Genomic DNA, 18933 nt, shown 5'->3' with positions numbered 1-18933 from the left:
TCGACCGCGGCGAGGGTCGGCCAGTACTCATCATCATGTTGACCGCCCCCGGCAGGCAGTGCTGGAGTCGGCCCGTGGACAGCATCCCCGCCAACCGGCGCCTCTGGAACCAGATCAGCAGCTCCTACCAGCACGCGCACGACCCGCAGATCGGCGCCGCGCCCCGGCTGTGGGGCATGTACTCCATCCCCGACGCGCACCTGCGTGCCCTGGGCGACGTCACCGGCAAGCGCGTACTCGAACTCGGCTGCGGCGCAGGTCAGTGGTCCAGGGCGCTTGCCGCCGAGGGTGCCCGCGTGGTCGGGATCGATCTGTCAGATGCCCAACTCGCCGCAGCTGCGGGCGCGATGGGGGTGAGCCGATACCCACTGGTGCAAGGGGCCGCCGAACAACTCCCCTTCGCCGCCGACAGCTTCGACCTGGTGTTCTGCGACTTCGGCGGGCTCAGCTGGGCGCCCCCGCACCGTGCCGTCCCGGAGGCCGCACGCGTCCTGCGCCGAGGTGGACGCCTGGTGTTCAACGTCGCCAGCCCCTGGTTCGAGGCCTGCTACGACGAAGCGGCCAGCCGCGTGACCACGACGCTGCGGAAGAACTACTTCGGGCTGAACACCATCGCCGAGGGCGACGGCGCGACCAGCTACCAACTCACCTACGGCGACTGGGTCAGGGCCCTGCGCGGTGCGGGTCTCGTCATCGACGACCTCATCGAGCCGCGCCCCGAACCCGGAACACCCAACGGCTACAACGAGACCGACCCGCCCGACTGGGCGCACCGCTGGCCAGCGGAACTGCTCTGGGTGACCCACAAACCGTGAGTTCCGTTGCGTGAACCGATCGGCCGAGCCCCTTTCCGTCGGCTCTTCTGGAGGAGCGCTGCCCAAGTGGTACCGAGGCGCGCGCGGGCGTTGCCGCCCACCCGAGCGAAGAGCACGATGGGAGGGAGTCGCCGAAGCTGATCCGGCGACGGTGTGGGGGAGTTCCGCTGCCCGGGAGATGCAGGGGGGAATTCTGGTGCGGTTTTCTACGGGTGCTGTGCGCGACTACATTCCCAACGGGTGCGGGGGCCCGGACCTTCCGGCCACCGTTCCGGAAGCCCGTGCTTTCGCCACGGTCTTCGAGCTGGCCGGACATCGGCTCTTCAGTCACTGGGAGAACAAGGACGTCTGGGGTTCCGACTTCCGCGAGGCGCGCGGCGGGGACCTCGAACCGCAAGGCGGCAGCGACCTCGTCGAGCTCTACTTCTTCGCCGGCCACGGGATCTGCCAGCGGTCGCCCAAGGCCACCGACCCGGACTTCCTGGTGGTGTGCAGTCCGTCCGGGCAGCCGAACGTCGTCACCATCGGCAGCGAAGTGCGTTGGGGGAACGCGCGGAACGGTATCCAGTACGCGGTGATCGACGCGAGCTGCCCGATGGACCTCGTCTCGTTGCCGAACTCCTGGTTCCCGGTCTTCCGGGGCATGCACATCGCGCTCGGGCACTCGGGAAACCTGTCGGCGGACACCCTGGACAGCATCGACCGGGGATTCGCCTTCGCTGTCCGCGCCGCCGGAGGCTTCTGGCTCTTCCCCCACCAGAGTGTCGGCGACGCCTGGATGGACGCGGGCACGATCGACATCCAGCCAGGGTGCAGCGCGGTGGCGCTGGCAGCCGGTGAGTCCCGTGAGGACGCCATCTGGCGGCGGGACAACGAAACGATCGGTGTGCACAGCACCTTCAACTTCACCCCGGCCTGGTTCGCCTGGAAGTGGCGGACCCGATGACCGGCACACCAGCCGCAATCGTGGAGGTGGGACGATGACGCCGGCGGATGCCCACGACGACAGTGACGAGGCGGACATCGCGGAGCTGTGCCAACTCGGCGAGTCGGCACTGGGGCTGAACTTCGAGGCGGTGGAGCGCACCGGAGGCATCCAGAACATGTTCGGCATCCGCACCCGCAACCTCCTCTTCAGCAGGCGCCTGGACTCGTTGACCTACTTCGTGCAGGACGACCGATTCGGTGTCGGCCGCGAGCTGGGCGTCTTCGAAGGGCCCGAGGAGGAACTGCTGCGCACCTGCCGTACGGTGCTCACCTCCCTCGGGGTCCCCGAGGCGGAGATCGCCCGTCAGGGCATCGTGCGCGAGCAGACCCAGGTGGCCCGGTACGACGCGGAGTCCGGCCGTCCCGAGGTCGAGGAGCCGCAGCCCGGCAATCGGTTCGCGCGCGTGGGCAGGTGCGTGGACGGCCACCCCGTATGGCAGTCCGGCTGTCTGCTGGGCCTGACGGCGGACGGGCGCATCGGTCATCTGCAGCTGCACTGGCCGCAGCTGCCGGGCCCGGCGGTCGAGGAACTGCGCGCTCTGGCCCGCCGGGTCGACCGGGGCTGGCGCCCCCCTGAGCTGGAGGGCGCGGAACCGGAGTCCGTGGAAGCGGGGATCACCCACTCCACGGCGGTCGGCTTCCTCCTTGACGTCTATCCCGCCATCCGGATCGTCTACGCGCCGACCACCGAAGGCCTGGGCCGCAAGCCGGTGCGGCATGTGAACCGGTACGGCGAGGACCTGCCCGCTCCCCGTACCCACGGCTGGGACCTGGAGAAGACCGTCCCGAGCACCGCACGTCCTGCCCCGACACCTCAGGAGCCGTAGGGCGCCTCCGAGCCCGCGGCCCGGCCGGGCGGGAGCTGGTGCCGGTGCCGGGGTCGGTGCCGGTCCTGATGACGGCCCACCTTGGAGACGGTGCCCTTCAAGGTGGGCCGGTCGACGTCGACGGCGCGTCGTCGGGCCCTGTCAGGCGGGCTTGTGCGGGTTCCCCAGGTAAGGGAAACCGGTGCGCAGGTCGGTGTGGGGCCGCAGTCCGTCGTGGGGCACGGTGCCGTTGCTCAGCTGGGCGATTCCCATGTTGATGACGTCGTCGGTGAGGTTGCGGCCGTTGGGGAACCCTTCGGCGCTGGTGCGGTCGTACGTCAGCAGGTCGGGCAGCAGGCTCTCCGCGAGCGCCTTGGCACGGTCCCCGGGGTGGCCCGCGTGCTCGAAGACGTACGTGAACTTGTCGAGGAAGCCCTCGCGGTCCTGGGACGGCTCCTGCTGGTTCCAGACGCGCTTGTCGTCGTCGTCCTGGTTGAAGGTGGCATCGATCGCGGGCCGCCCGGCCCGGTCGCCCTGGACCAGCCGCCCCTCGTGCGGAACCAGGACCCTGGCCCAGACGCCCACCCGCGGGCCGGGACCGAGCGCGCTGTTGGGGACCTCCAGCACGATGCCGAACACGTTCTTGTCGGCGAAGAAGTCCTGGCCGGTCCACTGGAACTTGTTCGCCGCGCCGACCGGGTCGGCGAAGAACGGGTCGCTGCGGAGCCCGGCGAAGAACCTGAAGCCGCCGGCCTCGGTGATCCGCGGCTCGGAGCCGAAGGTCACCGGTGCGTCCAGCAGGAGCGTGTCCCCCGCACCGGGGTTGGCAGCGGCCTCCCGGCCGGTCGCCAGTTGCAGCCTCGCGGTCTGCCTGTTCTCCCGCACCGGCGAGAAGCGGATGCGGAAGGCTATGTCGGTGACCGCGTCGCCGTCGGTGTCCACGCCGATCTCGTAGACCGACTCGTGGTCGACGGCGTCGTCGGTGATCGGTGAGGTCGGGTTGATGTCGACCACGAGAACGGTCCTGCTCGCGTCGCCCGGCTTCTGGAACACGTAGAGGTCGGTGATGTGGCTCCTGGGGTCCATGCTCGTGGGGCTGATGCCCAGGCCGGAGACGTGGTGTGCCATGTCGCGACTCCCATCGGGTGGCTGTGCGGACCGAGCTGCGCGGGGGTGCGGTGGAGCCGTGGCGGTTCGCCGTCCCTCAGGGCGCGAGGGACGGCGAGAGCAACGATCTGCCTGCCGTCGGCGGGTGTACATCCGTCATCAGGCGTATTCGCCGAGGACGGCAGGTGGGCGCCGGCCGAGCCTGGGGAGGGGTCCGTCTTGCCCGGGACGGGTCAGAGGCGTACGGTGACAGCGAAGCTAAAGATTAGCTTGCTAAGTAATTGAGAGGTGAAACGCCGTGACCGAGTCCGGACGCATCGACACCCACCACCACATCGTTCCGCCGCAGTACCGCGACTGGCTGCTCTCTCACGGCGAGACCGCCGGCGGGCTGCCCGTCCCGCGCTGGGACGTCGACACCGACCTCGCCTTCATGGACAGCCGGCGCATCCAGGCCGCGGTGCTGTCGGTCTCCACCCCCGGCACCCACCTCGGCGACGACGCCGAGGCCACCACCTGGGCCCGCAAGGTCAACGACTACGCCGCCGAGATCGTCAAGGACCACCCCGACCGCTACGGCTTCTTCGCCACCCTTCCCCTGCCCCACGTCGACGGTGCGCTCGACGAGGCCGCCCGCGCCCTGGACGAACTCGGCGCCGACGGCATCGTCCTGCTCGCCAACCACCGCGGCACCTACCTCGGCGACCCGGCCTTCGAACCGCTCATGGCCGAACTCGGCCGCCGCGGCACCACCGTCTTCATCCACCCGGCCGAGCTGCCCGGACCGCTCGTGCCCGGCGTACCGCCCTACGCCGCGGACTTCCTGCTCGACACCACCCGCGCCGCGATGAACCTGGTCCTGTCCGGTACCACCGCCGGCCACCCGGACATCCGCTTCGTCCTCTCCCACGGCGGCGGCTTCGTCCCGTACGCCGCCCACCGCATCGCCCTCAGCCTCGAAGGCCATCAGCAGGTCACCGGGGTCCAGCCCGTCATGGACCACGAAACGGTCCTCGCCGAACTGCGCCGCTTTTACTTCGACACCGCACTGAGCGCGAACCCCGACACGCTCCCCACCCTCCTCACCTTCGCCGATCCCACCCGGATCACCTTCGGCAGCGACTTCCCCTACGCCACCCCCGCGATCTCCCGCTACTTCACCGAGCAACTCGACGCCTACCACCTCGACGACAGCCTGCGCACCGCGATCAACCACGGCAACGCCCAGGCCCTCTTCCCCCGGCTCGCCCGCTGACAGGCGGACACCTCCCAGGCCGGAGGTTTCCGGTCATGCCGCTTGCGCGTCCTCACCCGCCAGGAACGGACGCAGCAGCGTGAGCAGGGCGCGCGGGCGGTGCAGCGGAATGATGTGGCCACAGTCCTCGATGACGTGTCCGGTGAGATCGTCGGCGACCGGGCGGAGCTGGCGCTCCAGCGCGGCACCGACGGGCCGGGCGCCCAGCGCCATCGTCGGAACCGTCAACCGGGCGGCGGCGACCGCCTGCCCGATCTGCGCCGCGCTCTCGGGCAGCGCCCGGTAGTACGCGAACGCACGGCTCAGCGCCTCGCGGCCGGTGTACGCGCGGACAAAGGCGTCCCGGAGCGCGGGACGCACCCCGTCGCCGAGGGTGCCGGAGTTCAGGAACCAGTCGACGTAAGCGGCCTCGTGGCCCTCCAGCACGGTCTCGGCCAGGCCGGGCGCGGCGGAGTGGAAGCCGAACCACCACGGCGGCCCGCCCGCGAGGAAGTCCTCGGCGCCGGGCAGCGCGCCCAGGAGGGACTCCATGACGACCAGACGCCGTACGAGGCCGGGGCGCCGCATGGCGAGCAGGAACGCCGGCGCGGCGCCCGCGTCGATGCCCACCACGGCGGTCGAGGACACCCCGAGCGCGCCGAGAAGTGCTCCGGCGTCCTCTGCCAGGGTGCCCGCGTCGTACCCGGAGGCGGCCGGACCGCTCGCGCCGAACCCGCGCAGGTCCGGCGCGATGACGCGGTAGCGGTCGGACAGATCGGCCATGACGTCCGTCCACAGTTCCCAGGTGTGCGGGAAGCCGTGCAGCAGCAGGACGGCAGGGCCCGATCCGGCGAGTGCGACGTTCAGTTCGACGCCGTGGACGGAGACGCGCCGCAGTTCAGGCATGAAGGGGCTCCAGGAGCATGGTGAGGAATGGTGACCAGGTCACGCTAGGGAACTAACCTGGTCCCTCCAAGACGGCACTTTCCCTTCAGGTGGTGAGCCCGGAGTGACCACATCAAAGCCCGGCAAGGCCGGCCGACGCCCCGGTGAGCGGGGCGACCTGCTGGATCCGCGCTGCCCGGTCCGCCAGTTGCTCGACCGGATCGGCACCAAGTGGACGTCGATGGCGGTCAAGGTGCTGGCCGAGGAGGCTCCGCACGAACTCCGTTTCGCGGAACTGCGGCGCCGTATCCCCGGCATCTCGCAGAAGATGCTCTCCGTGACCCTCCAGAGCCTGGTCCGCGACGGCCTGGCCGCACGCCGAGTGGAACCGACCGTGCCACCCGCCGTCCACTACCGCCTCACCGAACTGGGCTTGTCCCTCGAAGAACCGCTCGCCGCCCTGCGGACCTGGGCCGAGACGAACATGCCGGAGATCGACCGCCACAACCAGGTCGCGGACGAGTCGTTCTCCGTCTAGGGCCCGGACTGTACGCGCTGATCACAGCGGTCTCTTCAGAAAGCCGACAGCCACAGTGGCCGGCTTCCCGTGCGCCCACGTGAGGGTCGCCTGAGACGCGGCGGTAACCGGTCCACGTTTCGGAGCGCATGCCCGTGCCCTCCTGGTACGTACGGTGATAGCCCTCGTCCGTAAACCACGGCGGTACGTGCATACGGCGGAAGTGCCAGGGGCGGGGTAAACCCAGGACTGACGCGGTTCGGGGCCGCAGCCCTTATCTTCGAGGCCACCCACCACGATCCCGCACGCCGTGTGCGGAATTACCAAGGGAGGCACGGCATATGAAGAGGAAAGCCGCTGCGGTTGCGACCGGAATCGTCCTCGCGGGAAGCCTGCTGGCCACGGGCACGGCTCCGGCAGCCGCCGAAACCCGCGCGGCGACGGACTGCCCGTCGGGCTGGTTCTGTGTGTGGTCCGGCCAGAACTACACAGGACGTATGCAGAAGGTGGAGGGCCCGAACGACAACCTCACGGGCTTCCCGGTCTTCCAGAACTTCAAGTCCTGGTACAACCGGGGCAAGTCCTGCGACTTCAAGTGGTTCTCGCTGAGAAACGGCCAGGGTGACAGCAACGTGGTGCCGCGAGGGGTCAAGAAGACGGACAACGCATCCCACTACATCGAATCAAACAGGTGGGTCAACTGCCGTTGAGTAGAGCGGTCGTCGTCTCTGCTCAACCAGTCCTGAAGGCTGGATGTAGCCACCGGGGGCAAAGCTCGCCGGGCCCCGGAACCAATGAGTTCCAGGGCCCGGCAGGACAGCGGTGGTCTCACTTCAGTTCTGCACGCTTGCGTTTGACGGCGATGTGCTGGAACAGGAAGAAGTAGAGCTTCACGTACTGTCCGACGAGGATTCCGTTGATGATGGTGCCCTCGCGGATGAAGTGCGGGGAGCCGAGGCAGAACAGGCCGACCGCCGCCGAGGTGACCAGCAGCGTGCAGTCGAAGGCCGTTTTGATGTTGCCCCACTTCCAGCCCGTCCGCTTGAAGACGGTGTTGACGAACATGTCGATCGGCATGAGCACCAGGTTGGCCCGGATCATCAGGAACAGGCCGAACGCCAACGTCGCGTCCGCGAACACCAGGAGCAGGAACTTGGCGGCGTAGGAGTCCACCACGACCCAGTGCGTCAGCTTCAGGTTCAGGTCGAGGAACGTCGCCAGCGCGAAGGCCGGGATCAGCGACAGGAAGTTCCTGAGCTGGAAGCCCTTCGGCATGACCAGATAGGTCAGCAGAAGCATGATGAGTTCGAGGAGGAAGTTGAACGTTCCCTGACTCATCGCGGGGAACACCACGGTCATGGTGCGGGTGAGGCTGCTCTGCGGTGAGATTCCGATACTCGCCTTGATGGCGAGGCTGACGCCGAGCGTCAGCAGGTAGATGCCGATGGCGTACGTCGCCCACCGCCGCGTCAGACTTCCGGTGTCGACAACTCCGATTTCCTCTTCGTGCTGCAGCACGGACTTCTCCTCTGGCTACTGACCGGATGGGAAGCGTTCGTCAGACCATGAATCCGAAGCGGTCGAGGGAGATGAAGAGGGTCAGCAGCTTGTTGACGACCGGCTCGCCCTCGTTGCGATTGCCCAGCTTCTCCAGGGCCGCGTCGATCGAACGGGTCGCCGAGACCAGTTCGGAGAGGTCCATGTCGGCCATGACGCCGTAGATGTCCAGGGCCAGCTCGGCCCTTACCTGGCGGTCCTCGGTGACCAGGCAGCCGCCGACGAAGGTGTCCAGCTTCGTGAGGTTGTCGTGCATCTCGGCGCTGTCGTTGCCGACCACCACGAAGTACGCGAAGGGTGCCGGCCAGAACGTCGAGACCGCGCCGCGGTCGATCGACACGCCCTTGAACAGCCCGTTGACCACGTGGCGTTCCCCGTCCGCGTAGCGCTGCACGACCGAGATGCGGTTCAGCGTGACGCCGTCCACCTCGGGAACGATCAGCCCGTCCCGGAACGGAACCCAGATCTCCTGGGCGAACTTCAGGTGGCCGCGCCCGTAGACGTCGAACAGGAGGACCTTGGCCCGGGTTCCGTCGGGCGAGACCTCGATCGGTGCGAGATCCAGCTGCTCCGGTGCCAGACCGGCGAGCCCCGGCCTGGGCTCCTTCACCATGCCGGAGTAGTCCAGCTCGGCCGCCTTCAGGAGCTTGCGGTCCTGGGCGACGAGCTCGCCGCCCTTGAACACGTACCGCGGATTGATCCTGGAAAGGCTGTCGGTCAGCACGATGTCGGCGTACCGGCCCGGGGCGAGGGAGCCGAACTCGTTGTCCATGGCGAAGGACCGGGCGGAGTACAGCGTGCCCATCTTGATCGCCTGGATCGGGTTGATGCCCATCTCGACGGCCAGCGAGATCACCCAGTCGATGTGGCCCTTGGTCAGTACGCGGTCGACCGAGATGTTGTCCGCGCACAGCTGGAAGTTCTCGGCCGGCCAGCGGCGCTTCACGATGGCCCGCAGCATCGTCCTGATCACTTCGGGGCTGCCCACCCCGAACTTGATCTGGGTCCGCAGGCCGTAACGGACGCTCTTCTCGATGTCGTCCTCGTTCCAGACGTCGTGATTGTTGTGGGCTCCGATCGCGGGCATGTAGTTCAGCTCCGTGTCCGAGAGCGCCGTCACACCCCAATGGCTGTTCACCCAGCCGCCGTTCGCGCGCCCGAGCGCGGACCTGCGGAAGTCGTCGTCGTTGCCCGTCATGTACGAGAGGTGGGCGAGCTCGCCCAGTCCGATCACCGGGTCCATCTTCAGCATGGCCTCGGTCACCTCGACCGACGTCTTCTTCCCCGGCGCGAAGGCGTAGATCCGGTACGGGAGTTTCTCGTAGTCCTTGAACAGGGCCCGAGCCGCCTCGATCGCCTCGCTGCCGGCCGCGCTCGCGAAGTCCAGGGTCTCGGCGAAAATGGTCGTCGTGCCGCTCGGCACGATCGCTTCACCGAAAGCCGCCGGGTGCGCCAACTGGGCGTCGAAGTGCAGGTGCGTGTCGATGAGCCCGGGAATCGCGTACAGGCCCTGTCCGTCGAAGACTTCGCGGGCACGCACGATCGATTCGTCGGGGTTCAACGCGATGATGCGCTGCCCGTGGACGAGAATCGACCCCTGAAAGACCGACTCGCTGTGGACATCCAGAATGTACAGATTCCGCAGCAGCAGATCGGCCGTCTTCTCCCCGTGCAGGATGGCGAAGACGGTCCGGACGTGCTCGTCGTGCGCCGGTACGGAATCCGTGCGGTCGGCCTGGCTCTTCTGCTTGTTCTGGATCATGTTTTTCCTCGCCTCGTCGTGCGCCTGTTGCCAACTCCCCTGTCGGGTCCGGAAGTCGGTTCTGTGCGGTGAGGACATGGAATTGCAGAAGACCGTTGCTGACAAGCAGCCGTTTTCGCACGGACCGTACTCTTTTTGTGTACGGTCGCGTTCGGGAGGCCGTCATGCTTCACTCACGTTTGCTGCAGTACATCGACGAGGTGGCACGCTGCGGGTCCATCCGGGCGGCCGGGGCACGGCTCCACGTCGCACCGTCGGCCATCAACAGACAGCTCCTGCTCCTTGAGAAGGAACTCGGCGAGGCACTGTTCGAGCGAATGCCGCGCGGAATGCGGCTCACGCCTGCCGGTGAGGTCCTCCTCGCGCACGCGCGCAGGACCATGCAGGACTACCGCGAGGCCGTGGCCACCATGCGCGACCTCCATTCCCTGCCGAGCGGGGAGGTGGTGATCGCCACGATGACCGGGCTGGCCAGTGGGATCGTCGCTGCCGCCGCGGAGAATTTCTACGCCCGATATCCGGAGGTGCGGATCTCGATCAGGGCGATGTCGGGCCACGACATACTGCGGGCGATATTGAACGGGGAGGCCGATCTCGGACTCGGATTCAACGTGCCTTCGTCAATGCAACTGGAGATCTGCTGGCAGTTGGCCACCCGGCTGGGGGCGGTGCTCGCGCCGACACATCCGCTGGCCGCCATGGAATCCGTTCCGCTGGCGCACTGTGCGGCTCATCCACTGATCTTCGCCGACCGGTCGATGGTGATCCACGGAAATGTCGCGGACACCTTCACCGAGGCCGGGATCAGCGTGGAGCCGGTGTTTCACACCAACTCCATCGAGACGATGAAACGACTCGCCGTCTCGGGCGACGCCATTGCCTTTCTCAGCAAATTCGACATAGCCGAGGAGCGCCACAACGGAACCCTCGTGTTCCGGCCGGTCCGCGACCGGGCGTTCAGCAACAACATTCTCTCCCTCGTCCGCCGCGAAAGGCACGGACACGGGCTGGCCGCGCTGCTGTTCGCCGAGGAGGTCCTGGGGACGCTGGACTCCGTGGTCACCCGCCCGTCCGCGTGAGACCGCGCCCGTTCCTACGGCGGTGAGGCCGGCAGCGCTCCCGGAGACGCATCCCGGGTGCCGCCCTCGCTCAGCCCGGCCGCCGCCGGGTCCAGCAGGCGGGCGAGGAACGAGCGGGTACGGGCGTGCCGCGGCGAGCCGATCACCTGGTCCGGGGTGCCTTCCTCGACGATGACCCCGCCGTCCATGAAGACCACCCGGTCCGCCACCTCCCGGGCGAAGCTCATCTCGTGCGTGACGACGAGCATCGTCATCCCCTCGTCGGCGAGCGACCGCATCACCGCCAGCACGTCGCCGACCAGCTCCGGGTCGAGTGCCGAGGTGGGTTCGTCGAAGAGCATCAGCCGCGGGTCCATCGCCAGTGCGCGGGCGATCGCCACGCGCTGCTGCTGGCCGCCGGAGAGCTGCGCGGGATAGACGGACTCCTTGTCGGTGAGCCCGACGCGGGCCAGCCGGTCGCGGCCGATCCGTGCGGCCTGCGTCCTGTCCCGGCCCAGTACCCGGCGTTGCGGCAGGGTCAGGTTCTCCAGGGCGGTCAGGTGCGGGAAGAGGTTGAACGACTGGAAGACCATGCCGATGCCGCGGCGCACCTTGTCGATGTCCACGTCCGGGTCGGTGACCTCGTCGCCCGCCACCAGGACCGTGCCCGACGTGGGCTCCTCCAGCAGGTTCACACAGCGCAGCAGGGTCGACTTCCCGGAGCCCGAAGGGCCGATGACGCACACCACTTCGCCGTACGCGACGGTGAAGTCGATGCCCGACAGGACTTCCAGGGCGCCGAACGACTTGTGCAGGTCGCGCACCTCGATGGCGGGCTCAGTCCGGGGCCGGTTCTCGGGTTCCGCCGTGGACGGCATGTCGGTCACCGTGTTCACCTCGCCCTTGACGTACGTGCTTCGAGCCGGCGGACGAGATGGCCCAGCGGCAGAGTGATCACCAGGTAGCAGAGCCCGGCGATCAGGATCGGGGTCAGGCTGCGATTCTGGTTCAGCGCGTCCCTGCCGAACTTGGCCAGTTCGTACTGGGACAGCGACAGACCGAGGAGATAGACCAGGGAGGAGTCCTTGGTCAGCAGGATCAGCTCGTTGGTGAGCGGCGGCAGCACGATGCGCAGCGCCTGCGGGATGACGATGGAGACCATCGCCCGGTTCTGCGACATCCCCAGCGAACGCGCCGCCTCCGTCTGCCCCTTGGGCACCGCGAGGATGCCCGCCCTGATCGTCTCGGCCATGTACGCGGCGCCGACCAGGCCGAGCGCCAGCATGACGGTCACGTACTGGTTGAGCGACAGCTGGAAGGCCAGCGGGACGCCGAAGCCGAGCGCGATGAAGACCAGCAGCGCGGGCACCCCGCGGAAGAACTCGATGTACGCGACCGCCAGCCAGCGGTACGGCGGAACCTTCGACAGCCGCATCAGGGCGAGCAGCAGCCCGAGGGTCAGACCGAATCCGAAGCCCAGGAGGGTGTAGAGGACGGTGTTGACCAGTGCGGTGCTGATGATGTCGGGGAACTGGGCCCTGGCGACCTCCAGGTCGAAGAAGGCGCGCCGGATCTCGCCCCAGTCGGCGGCCAGCGCGACCACCAGTACCACGACGAGCAGGACGGCGTACTGCACGCCCCGCACCGCTCTGGTCCGTTGGCGTCGGGTCATGGACATCGGCAGGGTTCCTCACTTCTTGGGAGCGGCGGGGAACCATTTCTTGTACAGGGCGTCATAACGGCCGTCGGCCCGTGCGGCCTTGACCACCTTGTCGATCTCCTTGCGCAGAGCGGTGTTCCCGGTGCGGACGCCGATGCCGTACTTCTCGCCCGTGTCGAACTCGGCGGTGACCGCCAGGTCCGGGTTCTTGCGCACGTACTCGAAGAGGACGCCGTTGTCGTTGACGGCCGCGTCGACCTGCCCCGTCTTCACTGCGGCGAGCAGCAGTGCCACGTCCTCGAACTGGACCGTCTCGGTGCCCGCGCCGTTCTTCTTGGCGTAGGTCTCACCGGTCGTGCCCTGCTGGACCCCCAGCTTCTTCCCCTTCAGGCTCGCGAGGGAGGTGTAGGGGGAGCCCTTCTTGGCGATCAGCGCCTGCGTGGCGTCGAAATAGGGCCCGGAGAAGTCCAGGTTCTGCTCGCGCACGGGCGTGATGGTCATCCCCGCGGCTGCCAGGTCGCACTTGCCCGCGTTCAGGTCCTCGCCGGTCTGGATGCCCTCGAAGGGCGTGTCGACGATCTCCTGGGTGACCTTGAGGTCCTTGGCGACCAGATCGACGATGTCGACGTCGAAGCCCACCACCTCGCTGCCCTTGCGGAACTGGAAGGGTTCGTACGGCAGATGGGTGCAGGTCTTGAGTTTCCCCTCGGCCACCAGGGTGACCTCGGAGCCACCGGACGCGCCGGACCCGGCGGTCTTGGTGCTGGTGCAGCCGGTGGTCAGGATCGCGAGGGCGGTGACGGCCGTGACGAGGGGCAGCGCGGTGCGAGCGGACAAGACGCCTCCATACGAGAGGTTCGGCTCACGGCCCTGGGGGCGAGCCTCACGGAATCGTGGTGCGGTCGTGGTGCGCGTGCGTTGCGCCGATCTTGCCATCGCTGCTGCTGGATGTCTTCAGGAACGCGGTGACAACCGGGGGCGGAGCAGGCTCGCGCGGGCCGTTTCCGTACGTTCCGGGGCTTCGTGACGGGTATGCCACGGCGCTCCGCTGTCCGCACCGGAGCCGGACGTGCCCGCCGACCGCACCACGCGTGGGACCGCTCAGCCGTGCGCCGAACTGCCGCGCACGGCGGTGACGAGCCAGGCACTGCTCAACAGCCGCACGCCCGTGTCCGTCCGGTGGCGGTGCAGGGCGGCCGTGAGCGCCTGACGTGCGGCCTCCTGCTCGGGTGGGGTCACCTGGTCGAGGAGGTGGCGTCCGGGGCCCGAGTCCAGGAGGAACGCCGCCGCGTCGGCCGCGTCCGCGCCCCACTTTCCGGCCGTCTCGCAGCGCTTCACGTCCACGGCCCCGAATCCGCCCGCGGCGAGCAGGTGCCGGATGCGGTCGGGCTCGGTGAGGGAGAACATGCCGGGACCACCGGCCTTCCCGAACCCGCCCAGCGGCAGGATGTCCTTGAGCGAGGCCAGCGCGGCGAGCCACTCGTTGGCCTCGGCCTCGGCCGCACAGACGAAGGCGAGCCGTCGGCCGGGACGCAGGGCGCGGTGGAGGTTGGCGAACGCGGCCACCGGGTCGGTGAAGAAGGTCATGCCGTACCGGCTGATGACCGCGTCGAACGCCTCGGCGTCCAGGGGGTGGACCTGGGCGTCGCCCTGTACGAACGACACGTTCGCCACCCCTTCGCGTGCGGCGCTCTCCCGGGCCCTGCCCAGCATCGGCCCCCACAGGTCAAGGCCGAGTGCCCGGCCGCGCGCGGCACGCAGCGCGGCGAGGCGGGTGGTGCGGCCGGCCCCGCAGCCGACGTCCAGGACGGTGTCGGTCTCCGTGAGGGCCGCGGCGTCCAGGAGGGGCTGGTTGAAGCCGTCGTTGACGGCGTCCCAGCGCTCCTGGTTCCGGGCCCACTGGGCGCCCTCGTATCCGTTCCATGCCTCGGACTGCACGGTGTTGGCGAACTGCCGCATGTCCGTTCTCCTTCCCGCCGGGGCACGGCGGGGCGCCCCGGCCCTAGTATGGGCAAGTGCCCAAACAGTATGGGCGCTCGCCCAAACTTGCAACGGGCTTAGCGGAAGGGGCTGTTGTGTCACCTCGTGGAGTGGCGATTCCGGATCTGCGCGAGCGGTTGTTCGCGGCTGCGGAACGGGTGGTGGACCGCGACGGCGCCGCGGCCCTGACCAGCCGCGCCGTCACGGCGGAGGCGGACTGCGCCAAGGGCGTCCTGCACACGCACTTCTCCGGCCTGGACGAGTTCGTCGCCGAACTGGTCCTGGACCGCTTCGCCCGCGGCGCCCGCCACGCCGAGGCCCTGCGGGACCAGGTGGGGCGGGCCACGGTCGCGGAGAACCTCCAGGACGTCGTCGCGGCCCTCCTGGACTCCCTGCGTCCGGCGGTGGTCGGCCTGGCGATGACCCGCCCCGGCGCCGCGTCCCACACCCGTCAGGGCCTGCGCTCCGGAGCGCCCGCGTTCGACGCGATCCAGCACGCCGTCACCGCCTACCTCCGTGCGGAACAGCACGCCGGCCGGATCCCCGCCGACAGCGACGCCGAAGCCATCGCCCTCGCGCTCGTCGGCACGACCCACCACCTGCTGATGACCCGCACCCCGGGACAGGCCGCGGACACCGGGGCGACGACGCGGCGGCTGCTGGCCGTACTCCTCGCCGGCTGAGCCCTGCCGGCGCCGTCGCTGCCCGGTGCGGGCCTGCTCCGGGCAACGACGCCTCAGCTCCCGCCGCCGGACCCGGACCTTTCCGGCTTCCGGAAACGGACCGGGGCCTGGAAGCGGGCCTTGCGGGCGGCTCGGCGGAAGGTGGTCAGCACGGCGGGGCCCGCGAGGGTGAGGCAGACGAAGTTCGTGACGGCCCGGCCGGTGTCCCAGCCCAGCGAGGTCGCCAGGTCGAAGGCCAGGTAGCGCTGGAACTGTTCGGTGAACGGCAGCCCCGGCAGGTACGCGATCGAGCTGTTCGGGTCGAGGGAGAACGGCCAGAAGGAGAGGTTGAGGAGGAAGCCGAAGAGATAGCCGGAGAGCGATCCGTACACGGCCAGCATCAGTACCTCCCACCGGCCCCTCGCCCGCGGCAGCAGCCCCGCGAGCATCCCGACGAAGGCGCAGCCGAACATCTGGTACGGCATCCAGGGGCCCACCCCGCCGGTGATCAGCGCGGACGCGAACAGCGAGGTGCAGCCCAGGGTGAAGCCGAAGCCGGGGCCGTACACCCGGCCCGCCAGGACCAGCAGGAAGAACACCGTCTCGATGCCCGCCGTGCCCGCGCCCAGCGGGCGCAACGCGGCGTTGACCGCGGACAGGACACCCAGCATGGCCAGCGCCTTGGAGTTGATGCCTCCCTCGGCGATCTCGGAGAGCACCACGCACAGCACGATGACCAGCAGCACGCCGAAGATGAGCGGCGGCGCGTAGTTCGACCCGAACGTCCCCGGTGCGACCAGGAAGGGCCAGAAGAACGCCACCACGCCCAGGAAACCCGCCAACGCGATGACGGTCGCGGCGCGCGGGGTGATGCGGATGGCCGTGGTGCGCGGGACGACGGCCGCCGTGCTGCCGGAGAGTTCGCGGCCGGTGAAGGGAGGGAGGGCCGTCACGAGGCGGTGTCCCGTCCGCCGTCGGTATGGCCGTCGGTGGGGGCGGGCCGGGCGAGTGCGTGCCTCGCCTGTTCCACCGTGAGGAACTCCAGCGGTGCGAGGATTTTCGCCGTCTGGGGTGCGAAGACCGGAGAGGCGACGATGACCTCCGTCGTGGGGCCGTCCGCGACCACGTCGCCCTGGGCCATCACCACCACCCGGTCCGCCGCGCGTGCCACGAACTCCACGTCGTGCGTCGCGATCACCACCGTGCGGCCCTCCGACGCCAAGTCGTCGACGATGCGCACCAGTTGGCTCTTCGCCCGGTAGTCGAGGCCGCGGGTGGGTTCGTCGAGGAGGAGTACCCGAGGTGCCGCGGAGAGCTGGATGGCGAGGACCAGGGCGAGCTTCTGCCCCTCGGACAGGTCCCTGGGGTGCGTGTCGTCGGGAATGCCGGGGGCGAGGCGATCCAGGAGGGCGCGGGCGCAGGGGCCCGCGCCGTCCGCTCCCGCCCCGGACGTCTCCAGGTCGGCCTGGGCGAGTTCCTGCTCGACGGACTCCAGATAGAGGAGATCGGTCGGGGTCTGCGGCACCAGGCCGACGAGCCTGCGGGCCTCGGCCGCCTTCAGCTTCTTCGGGTCACGCGACCCGTCCGGGCCGGGGTGACGCACCTTGACCGAGCCGGCCCTGCGCGGACCCGAACCCTGAAGGGCCCACAACAGGGAGGACTTGCCGGAGCCGTTGCGGCCCATCAGCGCGGTGATCTCGCCCCCGCGCAGGGTCAGGTCGACCTCGCGGACCGCCGGTACGCCCTGGTACGTGACGGTCACCGAACGGGCGTCGAGGAGTTCGGGACGCCCCGCTGGAGGGGCCGGGCGCACCGGCTGCGGGACCGTACCCGCGAGCTGTCCGCGCAGCGGGGCCGCCGCGCGGCGGGCGTCCCGCACGGACAGGGGGAGCGGGGTCCAGCCTGCGGTCCGGCCGAGTTCCACGATCGGTGGCGCGATGGAGGAGGTGCGGAAGACGTCGGCGGGGGAGCCGGGGACGACGGTGCCGTCACCGGGCAGGTGCAGCACCCGGTCCGCGTACTGGACGACACGCTCCAGACGGTGCTCGGCGAGCAGAACGGTCACGCCCAGGTCGTGCACCAGACGCGTGACGGCTGCCAGTACCTCCTCCGCCGCCGTCGGGTCCAGGGCGGAGGTCGGCTCGTCCAGGACCAGCACGCGCGGCTGCGCGGTCAGGACGGAACCGATCGCCACCCGCTGCTGCTGGCCGCCGGAGAGTTCGTGCAGGGCACGGTGGCGGAGGTCCGCGAGGCCCAGGAGGTCGAGGGTCTCCTCCACGCGCTTGCGCATGGTGGCGGGTGGTACCGCCAACTGCTCCATGGCGTAGGCGAGTTCCTCCTCGACCGTGTCGGTGACGAAGCCGTCCAGCGGGTCCTGCCCCACGACCCCCACGACATCGGCGAGTTCGCGCGGCGGATGCTCGGCGGTGTCCCGGCCGTCGACGAGGACCCGGCCGAAGAGGGTGCCGCCGGTGAAGTGCGGGACGAGGCCGTTGACGGCGCCGAGGAGGGTGGACTTGCCGACACCGGTGTGGCCCACGACGAGGCAGAGTTCGCCCTCCTCGATGCGGAGGTCGACGTTGCGGAGTGTGGGGGCGGAGACGTCGTCGTACTGGACGCTCACGTCGTCGAAGTGGATCACAGAGCTGCCTCGGGGCGCGGGGAGTCGGTTGCGGAGGAGCGGACGGAGGGCGTGGGGACGGAGGAGGTGGCGACGGGTCGGGGTGCTGTCGGTGGTGGGGAGAGGAAGCCGGCCGTGCCGGCCAGCAGGATCGCCGCGGTGGGTACCAGCGGAAGGGGCGGCCAGCTCAACGGGTAGAGGGACGGGTTGAGTTCGGCCGCGTGGAAACCGGCGTTGCTGAAGAGCAGGAGAGCCGACACCACCCCGCAGCCCGCCACCGCCCACTCGGGAAAACGCCACGGGTCCGGCCGGTACGTCGTCCGGGTCACCCGGCGTCCGCCGAGACGCAGCCCCACGAAGCACAGCAGAGCGCCCGCACCCATCGCGGGCAGCCCCAGCAGCTTCGGCGCGGTCGCGTCCAGCAGTCCGTAGGCTCCCGCGCACAGCCCGCACATGCCCAGCAGCATCAGCGCGCCCGTCAGCCTGCGCGAGCGGCGGGTCGCCGTGCCCGCGCGACCGTAACCCCGCGAGTCCATCGCCGAGGCCAGACGCAGGGAGCGCTCCAGGGCGTCCTCCAGCACGGGCACGACGATGCCGCGCAGGGCACGCATCCCCTTCGTGCGGCCCGCGCGCAGCCGTCGCGCCCGGTGCACCCGCTGCACGCTCTGCACCAGTTGGGGCGCCACGCTCAGCGACACCGTCACGGCCGCCCCCAGCTCGTACAGCGCGCCCGGCAGGACGCGCAGCGCGCGCTTCGGGTTGGCGAGGGTGTTGGCCGCGCCGATGCAGCACAGCATGCAGGCCAGCCGGAGCCCGTCCGTGGCGGCCGAGAGCAGGGCCTCCAGCGATACCGGGCCGCCCAGCTCGATGCCCGCGTACCAGTCGGGGGTCGGGATGCGGGGCAGCGAGAACAGGAAGTGGTCGCGCGGGGTGATGCCGGTCGCGAAGACCGCCCGGAAGACGACCCGGATCGTCACGACCGTCAGCGCGAGCCAGAGGTAGTACTTGAAGCCGCGCGCCCAGGGGGCCTCGGTACGGCGCACGGTGACGACGTACCCGAGGACGGCGAGGACGAGGAGGAGCAGCAGCGGGTTGTTGGTGCGGCTCACCGCGGTGGCCAGCGCGAGTGCCCAGACCCACCAGGCGACGGGATGCAGGGTACGGGGCAGCCGTCGGCCGCCCGCACCGGCGGAGAGGTCCGGTGCGGGCGGCTTCGGCCGGGCAGCGGTGCCGGGCGTGCGGGACGTGTCGCCGTCCCGTGCGCCCCGTGCGGTACGCGGCAC

The 18933-nt window shown here is 69.5% G+C and carries 19 protein-coding genes; 8 read left to right on the top strand and 11 right to left on the bottom strand.

The genetic code is table 11. The features are described 5' to 3' along the window. The first annotated feature begins 74 nt into the window (after positions 1-74). The 3 genes from ACFYVL_RS07850 (at position 75) to ACFYVL_RS07840 (ending at position 2629) form a co-directional block, all read left to right on the top strand. Positions 75-815: a class I SAM-dependent methyltransferase gene (locus ACFYVL_RS07850; protein WP_389241968.1), complete on the top strand. Its 741-nt coding sequence runs from the start codon at positions 75-77 to the stop codon at positions 813-815. A gap of 217 nt (positions 816-1032) precedes the next feature. Further along, complete coding sequence (locus ACFYVL_RS07845) at positions 1033-1761, top strand: DUF6345 domain-containing protein (protein WP_389241967.1); 729 nt, start codon at positions 1033-1035, stop codon at positions 1759-1761. Positions 1762-1795: 34 nt separating this feature from the next. Beyond that, complete coding sequence (locus tag ACFYVL_RS07840) at positions 1796-2629, top strand: hypothetical protein (RefSeq protein WP_389241966.1); 834 nt, start codon at positions 1796-1798, stop codon at positions 2627-2629. Between the two features lie 141 nt (positions 2630-2770). Here ACFYVL_RS07840 and ACFYVL_RS07835 read toward each other — a convergent pair whose 3' ends face one another. After that, complete coding sequence (locus ACFYVL_RS07835) at positions 2771-3736, bottom strand: DUF4331 family protein (RefSeq protein WP_389241965.1); 966 nt, start codon at positions 3734-3736, stop codon at positions 2771-2773. 277 nt (positions 3737-4013) lie between these two features. Here ACFYVL_RS07835 and ACFYVL_RS07830 point away from each other — a divergent pair, with 277 nt between their 5' ends. Continuing rightward, the gene (locus ACFYVL_RS07830) at positions 4014-4970 is read left to right on the top strand and encodes an amidohydrolase family protein (RefSeq protein ID WP_389241964.1); all 957 of its coding nucleotides are present in this window, start codon (positions 4014-4016) and stop codon (positions 4968-4970) included. 33 nt (positions 4971-5003) lie between these two features. Here ACFYVL_RS07830 and ACFYVL_RS07825 read toward each other — a convergent pair whose 3' ends face one another. Beyond that, the gene (locus tag ACFYVL_RS07825; RefSeq protein ID WP_389241963.1) at positions 5004-5855 is read right to left on the bottom strand and encodes an alpha/beta fold hydrolase; all 852 of its coding nucleotides are present in this window, start codon (positions 5853-5855) and stop codon (positions 5004-5006) included. Between the two features lie 103 nt (positions 5856-5958). Between ACFYVL_RS07825 and ACFYVL_RS07820 the strand changes: the two genes are divergently transcribed. Further along, entirely contained in the window at positions 5959-6372 is a 414-nt protein-coding gene (locus tag ACFYVL_RS07820; RefSeq protein ID WP_389241962.1) for a winged helix-turn-helix transcriptional regulator, read from the top strand. A 320-nt stretch (positions 6373-6692) separates the two neighbouring features. Continuing rightward, positions 6693-7061 carry a peptidase inhibitor family I36 protein gene (locus ACFYVL_RS07815; protein ID WP_389241961.1) on the top strand — a complete coding sequence of 123 codons (369 nt, stop codon included), beginning with the start codon at positions 6693-6695 and terminating at the stop codon, positions 7059-7061. 118 nt (positions 7062-7179) lie between these two features. Here ACFYVL_RS07815 and ACFYVL_RS07810 read toward each other — a convergent pair whose 3' ends face one another. Together ACFYVL_RS07810 and ACFYVL_RS07805 are read right to left on the bottom strand one after the other, a co-directional pair. Next, positions 7180-7869 (bottom strand): YitT family protein, encoded by a 690-nt coding sequence (locus ACFYVL_RS07810; RefSeq protein WP_389241960.1) that lies wholly within the window; start codon positions 7867-7869, stop codon positions 7180-7182. Positions 7870-7909: 40 nt separating this feature from the next. Continuing rightward, a complete protein-coding gene (locus tag ACFYVL_RS07805; protein ID WP_389241959.1) occupies positions 7910-9670 on the bottom strand; it encodes an adenine deaminase C-terminal domain-containing protein in 1761 nt (586 codons plus the stop codon). A 179-nt stretch (positions 9671-9849) separates the two neighbouring features. Here ACFYVL_RS07805 and ACFYVL_RS07800 point away from each other — a divergent pair, with 179 nt between their 5' ends. Further along, the gene (locus ACFYVL_RS07800; RefSeq protein WP_389241958.1) at positions 9850-10749 is read left to right on the top strand and encodes a LysR family transcriptional regulator; all 900 of its coding nucleotides are present in this window, start codon (positions 9850-9852) and stop codon (positions 10747-10749) included. A 14-nt stretch (positions 10750-10763) separates the two neighbouring features. Here the strand turns inward: ACFYVL_RS07800 and ACFYVL_RS07795 are convergent, their stop codons facing one another. From ACFYVL_RS07795 to ACFYVL_RS07780, 4 genes are all read right to left on the bottom strand, one after another. Beyond that, the gene (locus ACFYVL_RS07795; RefSeq protein WP_389242550.1) at positions 10764-11606 is read right to left on the bottom strand and encodes an amino acid ABC transporter ATP-binding protein; all 843 of its coding nucleotides are present in this window, start codon (positions 11604-11606) and stop codon (positions 10764-10766) included. Positions 11607-11620: 14 nt separating this feature from the next. After that, complete coding sequence (locus ACFYVL_RS07790) at positions 11621-12406, bottom strand: amino acid ABC transporter permease (protein WP_389241957.1); 786 nt, start codon at positions 12404-12406, stop codon at positions 11621-11623. 12 nt (positions 12407-12418) lie between these two features. Next, entirely contained in the window at positions 12419-13225 is an 807-nt protein-coding gene (locus tag ACFYVL_RS07785; protein ID WP_389241956.1) for an ABC transporter substrate-binding protein, read from the bottom strand. Between the two features lie 264 nt (positions 13226-13489). Beyond that, the gene (locus ACFYVL_RS07780) at positions 13490-14347 is read right to left on the bottom strand and encodes a class I SAM-dependent methyltransferase (protein WP_389241955.1); all 858 of its coding nucleotides are present in this window, start codon (positions 14345-14347) and stop codon (positions 13490-13492) included. A gap of 116 nt (positions 14348-14463) precedes the next feature. On the opposite strand from ACFYVL_RS07780, the gene ACFYVL_RS07775 reads away from it, so the two are divergent. Next, a complete protein-coding gene (locus tag ACFYVL_RS07775) occupies positions 14464-15051 on the top strand; it encodes a TetR/AcrR family transcriptional regulator (RefSeq protein WP_389241954.1) in 588 nt (195 codons plus the stop codon). 53 nt (positions 15052-15104) lie between these two features. On the opposite strand, the gene ACFYVL_RS07770 is transcribed toward ACFYVL_RS07775, so the two are convergent. Genes ACFYVL_RS07770 through ACFYVL_RS07760 form a run of 3 tightly spaced genes read right to left on the bottom strand, consistent with a single transcriptional unit; the run spans position 15105 to position 18933 of the window. Further along, positions 15105-15983, bottom strand: coding sequence for an ECF transporter S component (locus tag ACFYVL_RS07770; RefSeq protein ID WP_389241953.1), 879 nt, complete (start codon positions 15981-15983; stop codon positions 15105-15107). Beyond that, complete coding sequence (locus ACFYVL_RS07765) at positions 15980-17671, bottom strand: ABC transporter ATP-binding protein (protein ID WP_389241952.1); 1692 nt, start codon at positions 17669-17671, stop codon at positions 15980-15982. The genes ACFYVL_RS07770 and ACFYVL_RS07765 overlap by 4 nt, the downstream gene beginning before the upstream one ends. After that, the gene (locus ACFYVL_RS07760; protein WP_389241951.1) at positions 17668-18933 is read right to left on the bottom strand and encodes an energy-coupling factor transporter transmembrane component T; all 1266 of its coding nucleotides are present in this window, start codon (positions 18931-18933) and stop codon (positions 17668-17670) included. Before ACFYVL_RS07760 ends, ACFYVL_RS07765 begins: the two co-directional genes overlap by 4 nt.

This window comes from Streptomyces sp. NPDC004111 (genome assembly GCF_042874215.1).
Lineage (GTDB): Bacteria > Actinomycetota > Actinomycetes > Streptomycetales > Streptomycetaceae > Streptomyces.
Note: the sequence above shows the minus strand (reverse complement) of the source record. Positions and strands in the feature narration are given on the sequence as shown.

Excerpts from the sequence above, each read along its gene's own strand:
- ACFYVL_RS07805 (WP_389241959.1), bottom strand. The coding sequence starts at position 9,670 with ATGATCCAGAACAAGCAGAAGAGCCAGGCCGACCGCACGGATTCCGTA.
- ACFYVL_RS07795 (WP_389242550.1), bottom strand. The coding sequence starts at position 11,606 with ATGCCGTCCACGGCGGAACCCGAGAACCGGCCCCGGACTGAGCCCGCC.
- ACFYVL_RS07815 (WP_389241961.1), top strand. The coding sequence starts at position 6,693 with ATGAAGAGGAAAGCCGCTGCGGTTGCGACCGGAATCGTCCTCGCGGGA.
- ACFYVL_RS07835 (WP_389241965.1), bottom strand. The coding sequence starts at position 3,736 with ATGGCACACCACGTCTCCGGCCTGGGCATCAGCCCCACGAGCATGGAC.
- ACFYVL_RS07840 (WP_389241966.1), top strand. The coding sequence starts at position 1,796 with ATGACGCCGGCGGATGCCCACGACGACAGTGACGAGGCGGACATCGCG.
- ACFYVL_RS07780 (WP_389241955.1), bottom strand. The coding sequence starts at position 14,347 with ATGCGGCAGTTCGCCAACACCGTGCAGTCCGAGGCATGGAACGGATAC.
- ACFYVL_RS07825 (WP_389241963.1), bottom strand. The coding sequence starts at position 5,855 with ATGCCTGAACTGCGGCGCGTCTCCGTCCACGGCGTCGAACTGAACGTC.
- ACFYVL_RS07790 (WP_389241957.1), bottom strand. The coding sequence starts at position 12,406 with ATGTCCATGACCCGACGCCAACGGACCAGAGCGGTGCGGGGCGTGCAG.